14 protein-coding genes are annotated in these 18,518 nt (G+C 55.4%); 12 read left to right on the top strand and 2 right to left on the bottom strand.

The window, feature by feature from the left end; translation table 11 throughout:
- Positions 1-47 precede the first annotated feature (47 nt).
- The 12 genes from uvrA (at position 48) to secG (ending at position 13,490) form a co-directional block, all read left to right on the top strand.
- A complete protein-coding gene (uvrA, locus tag FJV47_RS01260; protein ID WP_159609329.1) occupies positions 48-2,918 on the top strand; it encodes an excinuclease ABC subunit UvrA in 2,871 nt (956 codons plus the stop codon).
- Between the two features lie 87 nt (positions 2,919-3,005).
- Positions 3,006-3,710 (top strand): HAD hydrolase-like protein, encoded by a 705-nt coding sequence (locus FJV47_RS01255; RefSeq protein ID WP_159610029.1) that lies wholly within the window; start codon positions 3,006-3,008, stop codon positions 3,708-3,710.
- Positions 3,711-4,382, top strand: coding sequence for a 1-acyl-sn-glycerol-3-phosphate acyltransferase (locus FJV47_RS01250; RefSeq protein WP_159609328.1), 672 nt, complete (start codon positions 3,711-3,713; stop codon positions 4,380-4,382).
- 3 nt (positions 4,383-4,385) lie between these two features.
- Entirely contained in the window at positions 4,386-6,332 is a 1,947-nt protein-coding gene (gene uvrC, locus FJV47_RS01245; protein ID WP_159609327.1) for an excinuclease ABC subunit UvrC, read from the top strand.
- Positions 6,333-6,341: 9 nt separating this feature from the next.
- Positions 6,342-7,235: an RNase adapter RapZ gene (gene rapZ / locus FJV47_RS01240; RefSeq protein WP_159609326.1), complete on the top strand. Its 894-nt coding sequence runs from the start codon at positions 6,342-6,344 to the stop codon at positions 7,233-7,235.
- 4 nt (positions 7,236-7,239) lie between these two features.
- Complete coding sequence (yvcK, locus tag FJV47_RS01235; protein WP_159609325.1) at positions 7,240-8,262, top strand: uridine diphosphate-N-acetylglucosamine-binding protein YvcK; 1,023 nt, start codon at positions 7,240-7,242, stop codon at positions 8,260-8,262.
- A 27-nt stretch (positions 8,263-8,289) separates the two neighbouring features.
- Positions 8,290-9,270, top strand: coding sequence for a DNA-binding protein WhiA (gene whiA, locus FJV47_RS01230; protein WP_159609324.1), 981 nt, complete (start codon positions 8,290-8,292; stop codon positions 9,268-9,270).
- Positions 9,271-9,331: 61 nt separating this feature from the next.
- On the top strand, positions 9,332-9,961 hold the full coding sequence (locus FJV47_RS01225; protein ID WP_159609323.1) for a superoxide dismutase: 630 nt from the start codon (positions 9,332-9,334) through the stop codon (positions 9,959-9,961).
- A 182-nt stretch (positions 9,962-10,143) separates the two neighbouring features.
- The gene (gap, locus tag FJV47_RS01220; protein ID WP_159609322.1) at positions 10,144-11,151 is read left to right on the top strand and encodes a type I glyceraldehyde-3-phosphate dehydrogenase; all 1,008 of its coding nucleotides are present in this window, start codon (positions 10,144-10,146) and stop codon (positions 11,149-11,151) included.
- A 16-nt stretch (positions 11,152-11,167) separates the two neighbouring features.
- Positions 11,168-12,397 carry a phosphoglycerate kinase gene (pgk, locus tag FJV47_RS01215; protein ID WP_159609321.1) on the top strand — a complete coding sequence of 410 codons (1,230 nt, stop codon included), beginning with the start codon at positions 11,168-11,170 and terminating at the stop codon, positions 12,395-12,397.
- A gap of 3 nt (positions 12,398-12,400) precedes the next feature.
- Positions 12,401-13,216: a triose-phosphate isomerase gene (gene tpiA / locus FJV47_RS01210; protein ID WP_159609320.1), complete on the top strand. Its 816-nt coding sequence runs from the start codon at positions 12,401-12,403 to the stop codon at positions 13,214-13,216.
- A gap of 22 nt (positions 13,217-13,238) precedes the next feature.
- The gene (secG, locus tag FJV47_RS01205; RefSeq protein WP_159609319.1) at positions 13,239-13,490 is read left to right on the top strand and encodes a preprotein translocase subunit SecG; all 252 of its coding nucleotides are present in this window, start codon (positions 13,239-13,241) and stop codon (positions 13,488-13,490) included.
- Between the two features lie 1,489 nt (positions 13,491-14,979).
- Here secG and glgX read toward each other — a convergent pair.
- On the bottom strand, positions 14,980-17,073 hold the full coding sequence (glgX, locus tag FJV47_RS01200) for a glycogen debranching protein GlgX (protein ID WP_159609318.1): 2,094 nt from the start codon (positions 17,071-17,073) through the stop codon (positions 14,980-14,982).
- Positions 17,070-18,518, bottom strand: coding sequence for a glycogen synthase GlgA (gene glgA / locus FJV47_RS01195; protein WP_159609317.1), 1,449 nt, complete (start codon positions 18,516-18,518; stop codon positions 17,070-17,072). The genes glgX and glgA overlap by 4 nt, the downstream gene beginning before the upstream one ends.

The following is an 18,518-nucleotide window of genomic DNA, read 5'->3' as shown; positions in this document are numbered from 1 at the left end:
GTCCACTCGTACACTTATTCGAAGTAGTTTTCGATTAGTATGGGCACGTGGCTACTACTGCAGACAGCAAGAAAACAGACCTCACTCGCCTGGTTGTTAAGGGCGCGCGTGAACACAATCTAAAGAATGTCGACATCGACCTTCCTCGTGATTCGATGATCGTCTTTACTGGACTATCCGGTTCCGGCAAGTCTTCTCTGGCTTTTGACACGATCTTCGCCGAAGGTCAGCGTCGATACGTCGAGTCGCTTTCTGCGTATGCTCGTATGTTCCTCGGGCAAGTAGACAAGCCAGACGTTGACTTTATTGAGGGCTTGTCTCCTGCGGTGTCGATTGATCAGAAATCGACCAGCCGCAACCCCCGTTCGACCGTCGGTACAATCACCGAGGTTTACGACTACATGCGCCTGCTATGGGCTCGTGTAGGTCGTCCGCATTGTCCAATTTGTCACGAGCCAATCTCTAAGCAGACTCCCCAGCAAATTGTGGACCAGCTGATGGAACTACCGGAGAAAACTCGTTTCCAGATTCTTGCGCCTGTAGTCCGCTCGCGTAAAGGAGAGTTTGTTGACCTCTTTGCTGAGCTCTCTTCAAAAGGCTTCTCTCGTGCACGTGTTGACGGCACCACCATTCAACTAACGGATCCACCGAAACTAGCCAAGCAGGTTAAGCACACCATTGAGGTGGTGGTTGACCGTCTGGCTATCAAGGAAGATGCGCGGCAACGTCTCACCGATTCAATTGAAACGGCATTGGGGATTGCTGACGGTCGAGTCTTGGCTGACTTTGTCGATCTCGAAGCGGATGATCCGCAGCGAGTACGAGCTTTCTCCGAAAATTTGGCTTGCCCTAACGAGCACCCACTGGCAATTGACGAGATCGAACCTCGCACGTTCTCCTTTAACAACCCATTTGGAGCATGTTCTGCGTGTTCGGGTATCGGTACGAAGCTTGAGGTTGACGAGCACCTGATCGTCCCAGACCCAGAAGTCACCCTTGCCGAGGGTGCCATTGCACCGTGGTCATTGGGCAAGGCGACCACCGAGTACTGGAACCGCCTGATCGAGGGTTTGGGTCAAGAGCTTGGGTTCACGATGAACACGGCATGGAAGGATCTTCCTGCTACCGCTCGTGAAGCAATCTTGAGCGGTAAGGACCATAAGGTCGTAGTTCAGTACAAGAATCGCTTTGGTAGGGAGCGAAAGTACTCCACCGGTTTTGAAGGCGTGATCTCTTACGTGCATCGCAAGCACGAAGAGACCGAATCGGACCACGCCCGGGATCGTTACGAGCAGTACATGCGTCAGATTCCATGCCCAACTTGTGGTGGTGCGCGTCTGAACCCAGCATCACTGTCGGTGCTCGTGGGAGGTCGATCCATCGCCGAAGTCTCCGCCATGGATCTACGCAGCGCAGCAAACTTCCTTGCGACCATCGAGCTTTCGACGCGTGAAGCAAAGATTGCAGCACAGGTGCTCAAAGAAATCGACGCTCGCATGAAGTTCCTACTTGATGTGGGCCTTGAATACCTGACCCTTGAGCGAGCTGCCGGAACACTGTCTGGCGGGGAAGCGCAGCGCATTCGCTTAGCTACCCAGATCGGTTCGGGGTTGGTTGGTGTGCTGTATGTGTTGGACGAGCCGTCCATCGGGTTGCACCAGCGTGATAACCGTCGACTGATCGACACCCTGCTACATCTTCGTTCCTTAGGCAATACCTTGATCGTCGTTGAACACGATGAAGACACCATTGCCGAAGCGGATTGGATCGTAGATATCGGTCCAGGCGCTGGCGAGCACGGCGGTGAAGTAGTTCATTCCGGGTCTGTCGAGGGCTTGAAGGCCAATACGCGATCATTGACCGGTGACTATCTCTCCGGACGTAAGCAGATTGACATCCCAGCTAAGCGTCGCAAGATTGATAAGGATCGCAAGCTGAAGGTCGTTGGAGCCAACGAGAACAACCTGCAGGATGTTTCGGTGGAATTTCCACTGGGCGTGCTCACAGCAGTCACGGGTGTCTCCGGTTCCGGAAAGTCAACGCTGGTCAACGACATCTTGTACAAGGTGCTGGCCAACAAGCTCAATGGAGCCAAGCAGGTTCCTGGTCGTCACACCCGCGTATTGGGTCTGGAACAACTAGACAAAGTGGTGCACGTAGATCAGTCGCCAATTGGTCGAACTCCGCGTTCGAACCCTGCCACTTACACCGGCGTGTTTGACCACGTTCGCAAACTGTTCGCAGAGACCAATGAAGCGAAGCTACGTGGTTACCAGCCTGGACGCTTCTCGTTCAATGTCAAGGGCGGACGCTGCGAGGCCTGCTCGGGTGACGGCACACTCAAGATTGAGATGAACTTCCTGCCGGACGTTTATGTTCCGTGCGAGGTCTGCCATGGAGCGCGCTACAATCGCGAAACCTTGCAGGTTCTTTACAAGGGCAAAAACATCGCGGACGTATTGGACATGCCGATCGCCGAAGGCGCAGAATTCTTTAGCGCCTTCACTCCGATCGCCCGTCACCTGCGCACGTTGGTTGATGTGGGCTTGGGCTATGTTCGTCTGGGACAACCTGCCACCACCTTGTCCGGCGGCGAAGCGCAGCGCGTGAAGCTTGCCGCAGAGTTGCAGAAGCGTTCCAACGGTCGCTCTATTTATGTCCTTGATGAGCCGACCACGGGTCTGCACTTCGAAGACATTCGTAAATTGCTGTTGGTGCTGCAAGGACTGGTGGACAAGGGCAATACTGTCCTGACCATTGAGCACAATTTGGATGTCATCAAGTCAGCTGACTGGGTCATCGATCTGGGACCCGAAGGCGGTTCCGGAGGTGGCACCATTCTTGCCACCGGCACCCCGGAAAAGGTGGCCAAGGTGAGTGCTTCGCATACCGGAAAATTCCTCGCCGAAATCCTCTAGAATATGTGGCGCGGATCAGGGAAATATGCCTTTTCGGTCATGGATTCCTGACCCGCGCCCGCTTCATGGGAAGATAGCTAAGTGAATATGTCGGTAACAAGTGCGCTCTTTGACCTTGATGGGACTCTGGTAGACCCTGCAGGTGCAATTACTTCGGGAATTCGCCATGCCCTGGTGGCTCACGGATTGGCCGATCCAGGAGAGGCGCAAGTTGAGGCTTTGGTCGGCCCGCCACTACAGGTCGGGCTTCGTACCATTGACGGCGTTACCGATGAGAACATCGAGAAAATCATCGCCACCTATCGCAGTCGCTACGAAGAATTTGGCATGGATGAATCGAAAATTTATCCCGGCGTTATCCAGCTCTTACAAGCATTGCGCCGCGCTAATATCTATGTCGCTGTGACGACGGCCAAACCAGTAAACATCGCCCGCAAGTTGTTGGACCGAAAAGGTCTGACTGAGCACCTCGATGCGATTCATGGCAATGAAAGCGAACACGGTGAGATGGGCTCAAGCAAGACTCACATCGTTGCGGCCGCATTGAAAGATGCTGATCTCGACGCGTCGTCAAGCGTGGTGATCGGTGATCGATACTACGATGTGGATGCAGCACGAGAAAATTCTGTCGCGTCCATCGGCGTATCTTGGGGCTTTGCCCAGGACAACGAACTTTCCCATGCTGACCTATTAGTAGATACCACCGGCCAATTGGCGGTAGCTCTTTTGGGGGAGCAGATAGCCCAAACACTCGAATCTGAAAACAACGGCGTGCAGGAAGGTGCTAAATAAGTGAGCATCTACACCATGACCCGTTCTTCGATTCGTGGCGTCATCCATGGCGTATGTCGTGCTGAGGTCACCGGACTCGAGAATGTCCCAAAAGAGGGCGGATTTATAGTCGCCTCCAACCACCTCTCATTCTTTGACTCGCTCATCATTCAGGCATTGACGCCACGTGATGTCGCATTTTTTGCCAAGGCAGAATACTTCACGACTCCGGGAGTCAAAGGAAAGTTAATGAAGACTTTCTTCGAATCCGTCGGATCCATCCCGGTGCAACGCGGCGAACAGGCAGCTTCAGTGGCTGCCCTGGATTCGCTAGTTGAGATTATCGAAACCGGGGGAGGCATCGGGATCTATCCCGAAGGCACCCGATCGCGTGACGGAAAACTCTACCGTGGCCGCACCGGTGTGGGTTGGCTTGCGCTGACCACTGGCGTTCCTGTGGTTCCGGTCGGGCTGATCGGTACCGAAAAATTGCAGCCTGCCGGTTCCAAAGGCTTCAGACCCGCAAAATTCAAGATTCATTATGGTGAACCACTTCAGTTCGACCAGCTCGGACGCAAGCATCCGTTGCCTCAGCGACGTCAGGCAACTGATCAGATCGTGGATGCTATTGCTGCTTTGTCTGGTCAAGAACGCGTGGATTCATACAACCAGTTACCACCAGACGCGAAATGACCCATGGCTGAACCAGCAAGCTACCGTCCGAAAACTTCGGACATTCCAACAAATCCGGGTGTGTACCGTTTTCGCGATGAACACGGCCGGGTCATCTATGTTGGCAAAGCCAAGGTTCTGCGGAATCGTCTCACCTCATACTTCGCCAACCCGGATCGCCTCACCCCCAAGACCCGGACGATGGTTTACACCGCGAACAGCGTGGAGTGGACTGTAGTCGGCTCAGAGCTTGAAGCCCTGCAGCTGGAGTTTGTCTGGATCAAGGAATACAACCCCCGCTTTAATATCGTCTTTAGAGACGACAAGACTTACCCATATTTGGCCATCACGCTCAACGAGAAATACCCGCGCGCGCTAGTCATGCGCGGGGATAAGCGCAAGGGCGTCAAGTATTTTGGGCCGTTCTATCCTGCCAAGGCTATTCGCGAAACCCTTGATACTCTATTGCGCGTTTTTCCGGTCCGCAGTTGTGCGCCAGGCGTTTTCAAACGTGCCGAGGCCTCGGGCCGGCCATGCTTGCTGGGATATATCGATAAATGCTCGGCACCTTGTGTAGGACGTATTAGCGAGGAAGACCACCGGCAGCTCGCCGATGATTTGTGCACCTTCATGGGTGGCGAAGCAACCAAGTTCACCAAGGCGCTAACAGTAAAAATGCAAGATGCCGTCGCTGAACTCGAATATGAAAAAGCTGCACGCTACCGTGATGACATCGCAGCATTGAACCGGGTGTTTGAACGAAATGCAGTGGTCTTGGACGACCGTACCGAAGCTGACATCTTTGCCGTTCACGGTGACGAACTTGAAGCCGCGGTGCAGGTATTCCATGTGCGGGATGGTCGGATCCGATCGCAGCGTGGTTGGGTCGTCGAAAAGGTTGCCGACGTCAGCGATGCAGAATTTATTGAGCAGTTGCTGACGCAGATTTATGCCGACCATGCGGATCGTATTCCTCGCGAAATTCTCGTGCCGTCTTTGCCTGAAGATATCAATGATGTCACTGCGTGGCTTTCTGAGCTACGCGGTTCCAAGGTCTCATTGCGCATTGCTCAACGCGGCGATAAAGCTGCCTTGGCAGCGACCGTGAAAGAAAACGCTGAGCAGGCCTTGCGATTGCACAAGTCCAAACGAGCCGGAGATATCACCACTCGTTCTCTCGCGATGCAAGAACTTCAAGAGGCCCTCGGGACCGAACAAGCCCTGTTGCGCATCGAATGCTACGACGCTTCGCACACCCAGGGGACCAATGTGGTTGCCTCAATGGTGGTCTTTGAAGATGGATTGCCTAAAAAGAGCGAATACCGAAAGTTTTCAATCACCGGGGATGCAGCGCGCGACGATACCGCGAGCATGTATGACGTGATTTACCGCCGGTTCAGTAGGTACCTCAAAGAAAAAATCGATCCTTCCTCATTCGCGACTGGTGCAGTCAGCGACGATGATCTGGTTGAAGGTGCCAAGAAGAAGTTCTCCTACCCACCTTCCTTGGTGATCGTTGACGGTGGCCCGCCGCAGGTGGCAGCTTCGCAAAAGGCCATGGACGACCTGGGGATCGACGATATTCCCGTCGTTGGTCTGGCTAAGCGACTGGAAGAACTGTGGCTGCCTGATGATCCGTTCCCGGTGATTTTGCCGCGCGCTTCCGACGCACTGTACCTCGTGCAACGATTGCGAGATGAGGCGCACCGATTCGCCATCACGTTCCACCGTGAAAAGCGTGCCAAATCGATGATTGCTTCCGAGTTGGATGCTGTGCCGGGCCTCGGCAAAGCTAAGCAGGCCGCATTGCGTAAGCACTTTGGATCGATGAAGAAGATACGAGCGGCCAGTATCGAAGAACTCGTCGAAGTACCCGGAGTTGGCCAGAAACTTGCGACAATCATCAAAGAATCTTTAGAAGACACTTCACTTAGCGGCGTGAATATGACGACAGGCGAAATTGTCGACTAGCCTTGGAATATGACCGCTGAGTATGAAGCTGTGAAGCCGCCTGAGTCTGAACTGGTGATCGTAACTGGCATGTCAGGTGCCGGTCGAACCACCGTTGCCCACGCCTTGGAAGATCAAGGGTGGTATGTGGTGGAGAACCTGCCACCGGCCATGCTGGGCCCACTGACAGAAATGATGAGCCGTTCACAGGGATCAATCCCGAAGTTGGCCGTCGTTATGGACGTGCGTTCTAAGGAAATGTTCCCTGAGATTCGCGATGCCCTAGCGAATTTGACTGCTGGTGGAGTCAAATACCGGTTGGTCTACCTCAACGCTAGTGACGAAGTCTTGGTACGACGCTTTGAGCAAGGCCGCCGCCCGCATCCGTTGCAGGGTGACGGTCGCATCGTTGACGGGATCACTAAAGAACGCGGAATTACCGATCAGTTGCGCGAAGCAGCTGAAATCGTTCTGGATTCTTCAACCATGTCGGTGCACGATTTGGCCAGAGCGGTCAACGAGCTCTTCAGCGAGTCCGGTCCAATCATTCTGCGAATTAACGTGATGAGCTTCGGTTTTAAGTACGGTCTGCCGACCGATGCAAATTACGTTGCGGACGTTCGTTTCATCCCTAATCCTCACTGGGTTCCAGAGTTACGTCCGCAGACCGGGCAAGACAAAGAAGTTTCGGACTACGTTTTGGGCCAAGAGGGAACTAGCGACTTCATTGAAAACTATCTCAAAGCGCTAGAACCCGTTTTTGAAGGTTACCGACGCGAAAACAAGCACTACGCCACAATTGCTGTTGGGTGCACCGGCGGTAAGCACCGTTCGGTTGCTACCACCATTGAACTTGGTCGTCGATTGGCTCAGTTCCCCAACGTTCGTGTGAGCGTCAGCCACCGCGATCTAGGTCGCGAGTAACGCCATGGCATTTGCAACGGGACCCATTTCGATCCAAGGACTATCCCGCGCGAACGATCAACGCAACCCATCGGTGGTCGCCTTGGGTGGCGGACACGGTTTGTCTGCTTCGCTCTCTGCTCTTCGACGCTTAACTACAGAACTGACCGCCGTGGTCACAGTTGCCGATGATGGCGGAAGCTCCGGGCGTCTTCGCGGCTCCTTCGAGGTTTTGCCCCCGGGTGACCTGCGCATGGCGTTGGCTGCTCTGTGTGACGACACTGACTGGGGCCGTACCTGGCGGGATGTCATGCAGCACCGCTTCGCGTCAGACTCGAACCTCCAAGAGCCACTGAACGGCCACGCTGTTGGAAATCTGCTGATCTTGGCGTTGTGGGAACTGCTTGATAATCCTGTCGCCGGATTGCGTTGGGCCGGTGCCTTGCTTGGTGCACGCGGTCAAGTATTGCCGATGAGCACCGTTCCGTTGTCTATCCACGGTGACATTCTCGAATCCGATGAGAATGATGTTTTGGTTCGACGACGTATCGAAGGCCAAGCGAAATTGGCTCGGGCCGGCGCTGGCGGTTTGGTGACTAACGTTTTGCTTGAACCAGCGGATGCACCAGCTTGTTCCGAGGCGCTGGAGTCCATTGAGCTTGCTGACTGGGTAATCTTGGGACCTGGATCTTGGTACACCTCGGTGTTACCGCATTTGCTGTTGACCGACATGCGTCAAGCGATTGCTTCTACTACCGCCAAAAAAGTGCTGACGATGAACTTGGCGATGGATACCGATGAGACCAGCGGCATGGACGCGGCGGCGCATCTTGAAGTGCTCAGCCGTTATGCGCCAGAAGTTAAATTTGATGCGATTATCGCAGATGAGTCCAAGATCGTGAATCGTCAGAGATTTGAGCTGGCAGCGCAAAATCTGGGTGCGCGCGTCTTTTTTAGTACAGTAGGAGTATCTGACGGTCGTGCGGTGCACGACCCGTTGCGACTAGCGGCGGCCTATCACGAGGTGTTTACCGCGATCGGATCTTAGGAAGATCCTAGTAAGGGAGTTTGATTCATGGCATTGACGGCTTCCGTCAAAGACGAGCTGTCGCGGGTAGAAATTCGCAAGCCATCGGTGCGTAAGGCCGAGGTTTCGACGATGCTGCGCTTCAGCGGGGGACTTCATATTGTCTCCGGGCGAATTGTCATTGAAGCCGAGGTGGATCTTGCCGCAACTGCCCGACGGCTTAAGATGGCCATCGGCGAGTTGTATGGACACGAGGCAGAGATCGTCATGGTCTCAGGTTCCGGCATCCGCAAAGGCAGCCGTTACATCGTCCGTGTAGCAAAAGACGGCGAAGTGTTGGCTCGACAGACAGGGTTACTGGACCAGCGAGGCCGGCCAGTTAGAGGTCTGCCATCGGTGATTGTTAACGGATCCACCGCTGACGCTGAGGCAGTCTGGCGTGGAGCCTTCCTGTCTCACGGTTCCTTAACCGAACCCGGGCGAAGTTCCGCACTGGAAATTACGTGCCCTGGCCCAGAAGCCGCCTTGGCCCTTGTTGGTGCGGCGCGACGTCTGGGACTCACGGTGAAGGCGCGCGAAGTGCGTGGTGTGGACCGTGTGGTGATCCGCGATGGAGACGCTATTGCCCAGCTGCTGACCCGTATGGGTGCCCACGACGCACTGATGGTGTGGGAAGAACGCCGAATGCGTAAAGAAGTTCGTGCCACTGCCAATAGGCTGGCAAACTTTGATGATGCGAACCTACGTCGAAGCGCTCAGGCGGCAGTTGCAGCCGGTGCTCGTGTAGAACGTGCGCTGAGCATTCTGGGAGAAGAAGTTCCCGAGCACCTTCGCTACGCAGGACTGCTTCGCCTGGAGCATAAGCAAGCTTCCCTCGACGAGCTTGGCCGTATGGCTGAGCCCCCAATGACTAAGGACGCCATAGCTGGCCGGATTCGTCGCTTGTTGGCCATGGCCGACAAGAAGGCCAGTGATCTGGGAATACCAGGCACGGAGTCCAGCGTTCCAGTAGACGAACTGGAACAGTAAAAGTGTCCCCGCAGGAGCCCTCCTGTGGAGATTCATCCGAAAGAGAAAATTGAGGAGAATCATGGCTGTATATTCACTGCCAGAACTGCAGTACGACTACGCTGCACTCGAGCCAAACATCTCGGCTCGCATCATGGAGCTGCACCACTCCAAGCACCACGCGACCTACGTTGCTGGCGCTAACTCGGCACTGGAGCAGCTGGCTGAAGCCCGCGAAAAGGGCGAATTCGGTAACATCCCGAAGCTGTCCAAGGACCTGGCATTCCACCTGGGCGGTCACACCAACCACTCGATCTTCTGGAACAACCTGTCCCCAGAGGGTGGCGACAAGCCAGAGGGCGAGCTGTCCGCAGCAATTGACGAGTTCTTCGGCTCCTTCGACGGTTTCCGCGGTCACTTCACCGCAGCAGCTATGAGCCTGCAGGGCTCGGGCTGGGCTGTACTGGCATACGACGCTATCGGTGGCCAGCTGGTCATCGAGCAGCTTTACGATCAGCAGGGCAACGTTCCAGTAGCAACCACCCCACTGCTGATGCTGGACATGTGGGAGCACGCCTTCTACCTGGACTACGTCAACGTAAAGGCTGACTACGTTAAGGCGTTCTGGAACATTGTGAACTGGGCAGACGTTCAGGCACGTTTTGAGGCTGCTCGTCAGGGCGCCGCATCGCTAATCGTTCCAGGCAAATAAGTAATCTGGTAAGTTAGCTCACATTCTGCGCTGAAATAGCGTAGTATGTTTCAAGTGTGTTGCGGATCCCGGCGATTTGCTGGGATCCGCAAAGCACGGCACAACGGAGTGTCCTTCAAAGAAGGCCACTTCCGTTTGCGAACGGTCGTGGCACAATCATCCCGTTTAGAGGAGATAGTCACGTGACAACTCGTGTTGGTATCAATGGTTTTGGCCGTATCGGACGCAACTTCCTGCGTGCAGTATTGGCACACAAGGCAGACATCGAAATTGTCGCCGTCAACGACCTTGGTTCAATCGATTCGCTTGCTCACCTGGTGAAGTTTGACTCTGTACTCGGCCCAGTGGGCGAGGCAGTATCCGTAGATGGTGACACCATCGTCGTCGGCGAACGTCGCATCAAGGTACTTTCCGAGCGCGACCCAGCAAACCTTCCTTGGGGTGAATTGAACGTCGACGTCGTCATCGAGTCGACCGGTTTCTTCACCAAGGCTGCTGACGCTAAGAAGCACATCGCTGCAGGCGCCAAGAAGGTCATCATCTCGGCTCCAGCATCCGATGAAGACATCACCATCGTGATGGGTGTTAACCAGGACAAGTACGATCCTGCAAACCACAACATCATCTCGAACGCATCATGCACCACCAACTGCCTGGCCCCACTGGCTAAGGTTCTGAACGACGAGTTCGGCATTGTTGATGGCCTGATGACCACCATCCACGCATACACCGCTGACCAGCGCCTGCAGGATGCTCCACACAGCGATCCACGTCGTGCACGTGCCGCTGCACTGAACCTGATTCCTACCTCGACCGGTGCTGCTAAGGCCATCGGCGTTGTACTTCCAGAGCTCAAGGGCAAGCTGCACGGCTACGCAATGCGCGTTCCAGTTCCAACCGGCTCGGCAACTGACCTGACCGTCAACCTCGCTCGCACCGCAACCGCTGAAGAAATCAACGCTGCATTCGAGAAGGCCGCTTCCGAAGGTCCACTGAAGGACGTTCTGGAGTACTCGACCGATCCACTGGTTTCCTCGGACATCGTCACCAACCCTAACTCGTCGATCTTCGACTCCGGTCTGACCACCGTTATGGGCAACAGCGTGAAGGTTGTTTCGTGGTACGACAACGAGTGGGGCTACTCCTCACGACTTGTTGACCTTGTTGGATTCGTGGGATCAAGCCTCTAGTCGATAACCTAGAGATATGTCTTCTCACACTATTGACGAATTGATCGCTGACAACGGTGTCCGCGGACGGCACGTTCTGGTCCGAAGTGACCTGAACGTGCCGCTCGACGGTGCAACTGTGACCGATGACGGCCGCGTACGCGCATCTTTGCCGGTCATCTCCAAGCTGGTTGAAGCAGGTGCCAAGGTCATCGTAATGGCGCACCTGGGCCGCCCGAAGGGGCAGTTCGATGCGAAGTACTCGATCGCACCTGCAGCTCAGCGCTTGAACGAACTTGCTGACTTTGAAGTAACGGTCGCCGAAGATGTAGTGGGCGAATCCGCTCGCAACGCAGCGGCAAACCTTGCTGAAGGTTCGGTACTAGTTCTTGAGAACGTTCGCTTCGACGCTCGCGAAACCTCCAAGGTGGATGCAGAACGTGAAGAGTTCGCCAAGGAACTAGCCGCACTGACCGGTGAGAACGGTGCTTACGTGAACGACGCTTTTGGCGCCGTGCACCGCAAGCACGCTTCCGTGTACGACATTGCCAGCCTGCTGCCTAGCTACCAGGGCGACCTCGTAGCTACCGAAGTCAAGGTTCTCAAGACCCTGACCGAGGCACCAAAGCGCCCTTACGTGGTGGTTTTGGGCGGTTCGAAGGTCTCGGACAAGCTTGCAGTTATCGACAACCTTCTTGGTAAGGCTGATCAGCTGCTGATCGGTGGAGGTATGGCCTTCACCTTCCTCAAGGCTCAGGGTTACGCCATTGGTGGTTCCTTGCTTGAAGAAGATCAGATTGCTGTCTGCCAGGATTACTTGAAGCGCGCACAGGAACTGGGTTGCGAAATCATCGTTCCTGTCGATGTTGTTGTGGCTGAGAAGTTCGGTGCGGACGCCGCACACGAAATCTTGCCAGCTGACAAGATCGAGGAAGCAAGCTTCGGCTCCACCGGATTGGGTCTGGATATCGGACCAAAGTCGGCGCAGCAGTTCGCAAGCTACATCACCAGCGCTAACACCGTGTTCTGGAATGGCCCAATGGGCGTATTTGAGATCCCAGCGTTCGCTGAGGGTACCCGCACTGTTGCGCAGGCACTGGCAAACTCGGAAGCATTCAGCGTTGTCGGCGGTGGCGATTCTGCCGCAGCCGTACGCGCTTTGGGCTTCTCGGAGGAGGACTTCGGTCACATCTCCACCGGTGGCGGAGCATCCCTGGAGTACCTCGAAGGCAAGACCCTGCCGGGCGTTGCCGCATTGGAAGGTTAAGAAATGACCATTTCGCAGAACGGCGCCTTTGTGCGCCAGCCACTGATCGCTGGCAACTGGAAGATGAACATGGACCATGTCCAGGGCATCACCCTCGTCCAGAAGCTTGCGTGGACCCTCAAGGACCACGAACACAACTACGATCGTGCTGAAGTTGCTGTATTCCCGCCATTCACGGACATCCGTGGAGTTCAGACCTTAGTTCTGGGTGACAAGCTGGACGTCGTTTACGGCGCACAGGATTTGTCGGCACAGGACTCGGGCGCGTACACCGGCGAAATTTCGGGTCAGTTCCTGAAGAAGCTTGGTTGCACCTACGTGCTTGTAGGTCACTCCGAGCGTCGTGAATACCACAACGAAACCAACGACGTTATTGCTGCCAAGCTGGCTGCTGCGTACCGTCATGAGGTCACTCCAATGCTCTGCGTTGGAGAAGGCCTAGAGGTCCGTAAGGCAGGAGAGCACGTTGCTTTCACGCTGAACCAACTGGCTGAGTCCTTGGAAGGCGTCAGCGCTGAGCAGGCAGAAAACCTGGTCATTGCTTACGAACCAGTGTGGGCTATCGGTACCGGTGAAGTTGCTGGTCCTGCCGACGCTCAGGAAATGTGTGCAGCAATTCGCGGCGCATTGGCTGAACGTTTCGGAGCAGAAATTGCCGAGAAGACTCAGCTGCTCTACGGCGGTAGTGTTAAGGCTGCGAACGCGGCATCGATCATGCGTGAGCGTGACGTTGACGGCGTGTTGGTTGGCGGAGCGAGCCTCGACGCCGAAGAGTTTGCTAATATTGTCAGGTTCGAGCAACACCTCGTAACCGACTGAATCTAGCTAAGGAACCGTCGACTTGGATATTATCAAGATCATTCTGCAGGTACTGCTGGGCATCACAAGTGTCCTGCTAACCCTCCTGATCCTGCTTCATAAGGGTCGTGGTGGCGGTATGTCGGACATGTTCGGCGGCGGTATGACCAGCTCAATGGGCTCTTCAGGCGTTGCCGAGCGCAACCTGAATCGCGTCACCATCATTCTTGGTGTTGTGTGGGGCGCCGTAATTATCGGTCTAGCCCTAGTCCTGAGATTCAGCGCTGAAGGCTAGTTACAGCCTTTAGCCAAAAAGCAGCCAATGGGTGCCTTCCACTGATGTGGAAGGCGCCCTTTTTGGTTTAAACCAGGGCTTTTGTCCGTGGCATTTGTGTGTCTTGTAAGTGTTGTCAGGTGCGGTCGCATGTCGGAACCACTGGCGCCAGTGTGTAGCTGTTGGCCAGGGCCATGAATGTATTGTGAGCAGCTTAGGCGATACTTTATGCGCTGCTTACAGCCTCAAAACAGTCTTGTACAACCGCCTCCAATGAATTGGATAGCACATGGTCAGCGCGGAACTTCCCGTGTTAAACAAGACCGCCGATCAAGACCAGCATTGCAACTACAAATTCGTCTCCCTAAATCAGAAGCCGAAATTTGGGTGGATTGTTCCTATAAGTTTGAGTCGCTCAGATGCGCATTCGTTTTTTGACTTGCGCTTCTCCCTTTGAACATGTTTTTGCTATCTGGCTATGACTAAATTTTAGTCCCGGTGCGTTGTGAGTTCTCCCTTCTGCAAAATGACAGGGCTAACTCCTTCAACAACTTAGCTGTTGATAGAGAACGGTTTGTTTGAACTAATGCAAAGAATCTTGTCAGGCCATATTATTGCAAGTATATTTTGATCTGTAATATTCGACACTCGCAATGTCGATGGGATACTTTTGAAGCAATTGATAAAGCGAATGGCCGCGGTTTCGACAACTGTCTTACTGGGTCTGGGTCGACTTTGTGTGCCTGCGCAAGCAATCGAGCCGATGGGAGCAGTTGATATACCGGCTGCGACGACTCCGTGTTCAGCGGTATTAGACACACAATCAATTAACTCGCGAGAACATTCGGATGCCACGGGTAAATCTGAACTTCAACCGGTGAATCCCGCTTGTGCAGCAGTGGCCGGTTGGCAGCGAACGTGTTCGACCATAGGACAAACCTATGCACGAAGCATGTGGGTGAAGTTCAAATCCGGAACAAATCCTTGCAAGGGTTCATATCTGGTGTTGCGTCGCAACGACGGAAAAATGAACCGCGTTGTAGATACGCGAACATATAAGAGCCTTAACGAATGGTGTGGCAAGCGACCTTTTGACTGTTCGGTGGCGACTGGAGGGGCCTTCTTCATTGCGGGGCTACTGATAGGCCCGTGGTATTCGTGACCAGAGGTTCGTCACTAATTGTCTTGGCCATCCTACTGATACTTTCTTTGGGCCTCGTAAACGTGCCTTATTCGCTCGACGCCTTATCGCGAAACCTCTTAGCGGGGCTGCTGGCATTCATTGTTTGGGTGCTGGTGCGTCTTTTGCTGAGGAAGAAGCGATAGTGCGAGTTGAGACCTCGTCCTGCAAAGACGCGCTGAATATTTTTTCGGGTAAGTTCCCGATCTCGGTCTAGCTCTGGTCCTGAGATTCAGCGCTGAAGGCTAATTGAAGCCTTAAGGCAAAAGCCAGCCAAAGGGCGCCTTCCACGATATGTGGAAGGCGCCCATTGAGTTTAAACCGGTGGTGTTACCCGTGGCAGCTGAGCACCACGACAGAATGAGCAGCGGCAACATAGTCTCCCGAAACGGTTCCAGTAGACCGTTGAGGATCGGCGCTGTCTATCTCGAAGCGCCATTGAGCTTCACCTTCTAAGGAAGGCAACTGAAACTCACATTGCGCGCTAAGGTTAAAAATGATCAGGACACTTCCGTTGAGCGCTTCACCCCGTGGGTCCTGGGCGACGCCGCGCAACTGAAGCGCTAATGAACGAAATTCCGGGTCCTGCCAATGCTCTGCGGTGGGCGCGGTTCCATCAGGACACAACCATCGCACATCCGGGAACCCGTCCGTGCGTAACTGTCCATGTAAGAAGCCTCGCTGACGCAGTAGCGGTAGACGGCCGCGTAAATCGATGAGTCGCCGTACATAACGCGTGAGTTCCTGATCAGTCTCTGACCAGTCGACCCAACCCAAGACATTGTCCTGGGCATAGGCATTGTTATTGCCTAACTGGCTATTACCGAGCTCATCTCCGGCCAGGAGCATTGGTACACCCTGCGCGAGGAACAGCGTGGTGAGCATGCCGCGTACACGCAGGCTCCGAGCCTGAGCGATTCCAGCGTCGTCGGTAGCGCCTTCCACCCCGAAGTTATCACTGAGGTTCTCGTTGTGACCGTCTCGATTTTCTTCGCCATTGGCCTCATTGTGCTTATGCGAGTACGAGACAGTGTCGCGCAAGGTAAACCCGTCATGAGCACTGATGAAGTTGATTCCTGCAGTGGTAGTGCGTCCGGAATGGTCAAAGAGGTCCGCGGAACCAAGAAGCAGTGAGCCGAAGTTCGCTTCCCCGAGCGAGTCGCCACGCCAGATTCGTCGCACCCCGTCGCGGAAGCGATCGTTCCACTGGGCAAACGGGGCAGGGAAGTTTCCCACTTGGTAACCACCGGGACCCAGATCCCACGGTTCGGCGATAAGTTTCAGCTCGCCGAGCACAGGATCTTGGGCGATGGTCTGCAAGAAGCTGCCCTGCGGTTCGAAACCTTGTGGGCTGCGGGCGACCGCCGTGGCCAAGTCGAAGCGGAAACCGTCGACTCCGAAGGTTTGCGCCCAATAGCGCAAACTGTCGAGCACTAATCGTAGAACCATGGGGTTTTCGACGGCTAAGGTATTGCCAGTCCCGCTGTCATTAATATAGTGGTGATGCTCGTCGTCGGTGAAGCGGAAGTAACCAGTGTTATCCAGTCCGCGAAGGCTCAGGGTAGGCCCGAGTCCGTTGCCTTCGCCATTGTGGTTATACACCACGTCAACAATGACTTCGATCCCGGCCTCGTGCAGCGTGTACACCAATTGCCGCAGCTCATCGGTGGCATCAACGTGGGCGTAACGAGGATCCGGGGCAAACCAAGCCATCGGCTGGTATCCCCAGTAGTTTCTCAACCCCTTATCTACCAGAAATTCATCGTCGATGAAGCTCTGGATAGGCAACAGCTCCACCGCGGTGACGCCCAAGGACTGCAAATACTCGATGACCGCCCGGTGAGCCATCCCTGCGTACGTTCCGCGCAGTTCTTCCGGTACTGCTGGGTGCGCCGCCGAAATGCCCTTGAGGTGAGTCTCGTAGATGACCAGATCCGCCAGCTCATGACCCGGACGATTACTTGTCGGGTCGGCTGTGGTGGGGGCACTGGTGATGATGCCCTTGGGAACAACACTGGCACTATCGCGCGGATCGGCCTCGAACTGATCGTCCTCGCCCAGCGTGGTGCCCAACATCAGATCATGGTGGGCCACCGGGCGGTCTAAGGCGCGGGCGTAAGGGTCAATGAGCAGTTTCTCAACGTTAAAAACCAAGCCCTCATCGGGGCGGAAGGGTCCCTCGGCACGCAAACCGTAACGCATCCCCGCCGCAATACCCTCAACGTGGGCATGCCAGATTCCGTCCTGGTGGTAGGGCAGCGACAGGCGATGCTCTGGCTGCTGACCGTCCTGTCCGAACAGGCAAAAATACACGGCCGTGGCCTGCGGAGCATAGACCGCCACGTTGACCCCGGTCGAGTCAATGGTGACGCCTAGCGGCCACGGGCGACCAACACCTACCGGAGGAATTTTGGCTTCGGTCATGAAGTGAGTTCCGTGAACAGGTTCGCGTATTCGGCTGCTGATGTGCCCCAATCAACCGGCGCATGCAAGGCTTGCGCGCGCAATTGCTGCCACGAGTCCTGGTCCTGATACAGGTCGATCGATCTGCCCAGAGCAAAGCCTAGCCCGCCAGCATCGATGTCGCTAAAGGTAAAACCGGTGGCGGTCTTGTTGGACAGGTTCTCAGGTGTTGCGTCAACCACCGTGTCCTTGAGCCCGCCGGTGGCCGCTACGAGTGGGATCGCGCCGTAACGTAGGCCGATCAGCTGCGTCAGCCCGCAGGGTTCAAACCGGGAAGGAACTAACACCAGATCGGCTCCAGCGTAGAGTCGGTGACTCAGCGGCTCGTCATATCCGATGCGTAGTCCGACACTGCGCGGATACCGCGCGGCTAGCTCGCTCAGTGCGTATTCGTAGCTCGGGTCGCCGGAACCGAGGACCACCACAGCACCGCCGGCTTCAATAAAGGTGGGTAGCTGTTCAAGCAGTAGATCGACGCCTTTTTGATGGGTCAGTCGGGTCACCACCACGGCTAGCGGACCGGATGGTTCATCGAGCTCGAATTCGTCAAGCAACGCGGTACGGTTAACCGTCTTGGCTGCCGGATTCTCGGCGTCGAAGTTGGTGATGTTCGCATCGGTGGCAGGATTCCACACCTCCGTATCAATGCCGTTGAGGATGCCCTTGAGCTCGCCACGGTCGCGTCGCATAGAGACGACGCCTTGTAGGCCGAAGCCGAAGTCGTCAGTGGTCAGCTCGTGAGCGTACGTTGGACTGACGGTGCTCACTGTCGAGGCATGAATCATTCCTGCCTTCAAGGTGCTCACCAGCCCGTGGTACTCCAACGCATCAGGGTGGAAGTCCCAGGTGGGCAGCTGAAGGTCATCGAGCTGGTCCGGGCCGAAAATACCTTGGAAGGCGATGTTGTGAATAGTCAGGACGCTGGGAATCGTGGAGCCCGCATACTTGAGGTAGGACGGTACCAGGCCTGCCTGCCAGTCGTGGGCGTGCACGATATCTGGTCGCCATCGGTCACTGGTGCCGTTGATGGCCAGTTGGGCGCCCACCCAAGACAGCGCGGCAAAGCGCACATGGTTATCGTGGTGATCGTGCCCGTCGACTACATAGGGTCCGCCGGGACGGTCAAAGAGGTGCGGTGCGTCCAGTAAGAGCAGATCCAGCCCAGCGTGGCGCCCCGAACGGACCGAGGCCGGACCGCCAAAGATATTATCGTGACGCCAAATCCGCCGAGTGCGCCCGACTTTCTCTAGTAGGCCTGGGTAGGCCGGCATGAGGATCCGGGTGCGCCATCCGAGAGGTTCAAGCGCGGAGGGGAGCGCACCGACCACGTCGGCCAGTCCGCCAGTTTTGATCAGCGGAGCACACTCGGAGGCTACGGAGAGCACTCGGCGATTTTTTGCGGCCAT

The organism is Glutamicibacter sp. JC586 (genome assembly GCF_009805585.1).
GTDB lineage: Bacteria > Actinomycetota > Actinomycetes > Actinomycetales > Micrococcaceae > Glutamicibacter.
This window is presented reverse-complemented; position numbering and strand designations above follow the sequence as displayed.